The sequence below is a fragment of the uncultured Campylobacter sp. genome (assembly GCF_938045225.1).
Classification (GTDB): domain Bacteria; phylum Campylobacterota; class Campylobacteria; order Campylobacterales; family Campylobacteraceae; genus Campylobacter_A.
Map to the genome: position 1 here is coordinate 1 of NZ_CALINL010000119.1, position 2,662 is coordinate 2,662.

At 48.7% G+C, this 2,662-nt stretch carries 4 protein-coding genes; all 4 read right to left on the bottom strand.

Annotation, left to right across the window (positions count from 1 at the left end; all coding sequences use genetic code 11):
* On the bottom strand, positions 1 to 813 hold an 813-nt coding region (locus tag Q0200_RS04665), incomplete at its 3' end, for an AI-2E family transporter (protein WP_297938343.1).
* Positions 814 to 815: 2 nt separating this feature from the next.
* Positions 816 to 1,370 (bottom strand): CDP-diacylglycerol--glycerol-3-phosphate 3-phosphatidyltransferase, encoded by a 555-nt coding sequence (gene pgsA, locus Q0200_RS04670; protein ID WP_297938346.1) that lies wholly within the window; start codon positions 1,368 to 1,370, stop codon positions 816 to 818.
* Positions 1,367 to 1,732 carry a hypothetical protein gene (locus Q0200_RS04675; RefSeq protein ID WP_297938349.1) on the bottom strand — a complete coding sequence of 122 codons (366 nt, stop codon included), beginning with the start codon at positions 1,730 to 1,732 and terminating at the stop codon, positions 1,367 to 1,369. Before Q0200_RS04675 ends, pgsA begins: the two co-directional genes overlap by 4 nt.
* Positions 1,729 to 2,514: an enoyl-ACP reductase gene (locus Q0200_RS04680; protein ID WP_297938352.1), complete on the bottom strand. Its 786-nt coding sequence runs from the start codon at positions 2,512 to 2,514 to the stop codon at positions 1,729 to 1,731. Before Q0200_RS04680 ends, Q0200_RS04675 begins: the two co-directional genes overlap by 4 nt.
* Positions 2,515 to 2,662 lie beyond the last annotated feature (148 nt).

Genomic DNA, 2,662 nt, shown 5'->3' on the forward strand with positions numbered 1-2,662 from the left:
ATTGCCGATGACGACATTTACGACTGCATACAGCGCCGCGGTCCAAGCGCAAGCCGCCGCGTCGTTTAGCAAAAGCGCCACCAAAAGCGCTGGAACGGCCGCGATGATAGAGCCGATCGTCGGGACAAAATTTAGCACGAAAGCTAAAATCCCCCAAAGCGGCGCGTAAGGCACGCCGATAAAATTTAGCCCGATAAATATAAAAACGCCCGTCGCAAACGATGCTGCGGACTTGATCGCGAGGTAGCGTTTGAGATTTGATATAAACGTATCTACGATCTGGTTTGTTTGCGGATTTTTACTCGCAAAATACTCGACTTTTTGAGAAAATACCTGCACTTCAAAAAGCATAAAAGTAACGAGCAAAAAGACGAAAAAGCTCTTTGAAACGAGCTCGGTGCCGCTCCTTAAAAATCCGCCCAGCACGGCAAAAATTTTATTTATATCAAAGTCTGCGGGCGCGGCGACGCTCTCGGGATCGATTAGGCCGCGGCTCGCTAGCATCTGGTGGTAATGATCGGCGAGGGCTTTAAATTTACTCTGAAGCTCGGGCATGTAGCTAACTAGCCCGTTTATCGTCTTTATCACGGTGTTTGCGATAAATCCCAGCGACAAAAACACGACCGCCGTAACGAGCGCAAAGGCTAAAACGCGCGGAAATTTGAGCTTTTCTAGCGCATTTATCGCAGGCGTCGCCACGATAGCGATAAAAACCGCCATCAAAAACGGTAGCACGACGACACTAGCGGCCTTTAGTCCCGCCGCGACCACGACGAAACTAGCTAGATAGATTATGGCGTTTCCGGTTCTCAAATTTACGCCTTTTTGGCTTGATTTTTAACGTGCCTTACATAAGCGTTTATGTACTCAAAGCCCGAATACAGCGTCAGTGCGACGCTAAGCCAGAGCAAAAACTCGCCAAAAGGCCACTGCATGGTTAAAAAGCCGATCGCGAACATCTGGCAAACGGTTTTGACCTTGCCCGCCATCGACGCGGCGACCTCTACGCCTTCGCCCGCCATCACGACGCGAAATCCCGTGATAAAAAACTCGCGAACGAGGATGAGATACACGGCCCAAGGGCTCGCGCGGTCTATCATCATGAGCCCTAAAAATGCGCCAAGAGTTAGCATTTTATCCGCAAGCGGGTCGATCACGGCTCCAAGCTTGGTCTTTTGATCCCACGCGCGCGCGATAAATCCGTCGAAAAAGTCCGTAACGCTGGCGATCACGAATACAAGCGCGGCAAAGTAGTTCATCCAGCTAACGTGCACGCCTGAGAAGGAATTTACGCTAAGTAGCAGCCAAAACATCAGAGGTGCGAGAAATACGCGCAGGAAGGCTAGGGCGTTTGGTAAATTTAGGCTCATTTATTTGTTCTTTCTTTTTGATTTCGGAGTTTAAAATTTGACGGCTCGGCGATAAAGCCCGCATAAAATTTGCCGACTCGCATTTTACTTGATTTTGTCGGTCGCGGATTTGCGCTTTGGTTAAATTTACTCACCGCTTCGTCAAATTTGAGCAATTTTGGATTTAAATTTAACTGTAAAAAGCGTTTCGATTCTTTCAAATTTAGATCAATTTTAAGAAAACCGTCCGCGCCGCAAAATTTGCTTTCAAATTTTAAATTTTCATCAAATTTAGCCTGCAAGCGCGTTAAATTTATACTGCCGAATTTGCCCAAAACGCGACCAATCAACAAAGGAGCGCAGACTAAATTCGCTTTTTTCATTTAAATGTTGTACCGCCGTCGATGATGAATGTGTGGCCCGTCACCCAGCTAGCTTTTGAGCTGCACAGAAACAAACATGCGCCGGCGATATCTGTTGGCTGACCCATGCGATTTAGCGGGCTTAGCTCAGCCGTTTTGTCGCGCACTTCCTCGTAGTTTGTAAAGGCCCTAAGCGCGTCCGTCTCGATCGGGCCGCCGCTAACGACGTTTACGCGGATATTTTTTTCGCCAAGCTCGGTCGCCGCATAGCGCGCCATCGCTTCTACCGCGGCTTTTGCGGTGCCGTGGCCTGCGTAGTTTTCTATGTAAACTAGATTACCCGTCGATGATAGCGAGATGATGCTGCCGCCGCCCGTTTTTTCCATGCGTTTTGCCGCTTCTTGCGCGCCGACTACGAATGCATTTACGGTTGCTGTGAAAATGTTATTGATACCGCGAGGGCGAAGTTTCATAAATTTCGTATATCCGCCTGCTACCGGACGACCCGAGATGATGGCGTTTGAGACGAAAAAATCTACGCGGTCAAAGTCTGCGTCGATCTCTAAAAATAGATCTTTGTAGGTCTCGGGCTCGAGTATATTTAGCGCGTAGGCTCTGGCTTTTATGCCGTACGTCGCCTCGAGTTCGGCGGCTTGGGTCTTGGCTAGCTCTTCGTTTGAGTTATAAGTAAAGGCGATATTTACGCCCTTTGCGGCGAATTCCTCCACGATGGCGCGTCCGATACCGCGCGTTCCGCCGCTTATTACTAGAGTTTTGCCTTTAAATTCGTTTTCGCAATTCATTAAAATCCTTTTAAATTATATTGTTTTATGGTTTGTTCGATTTTTTTGAGATTTTCGGCGCTCGGCTCGCAAAGCGGCCCCATGTAGCGTGCCGGGTCCTCAATACCGATGGAGGCGAGCATCTGCTGGGACTGACCCAGGATGGTCA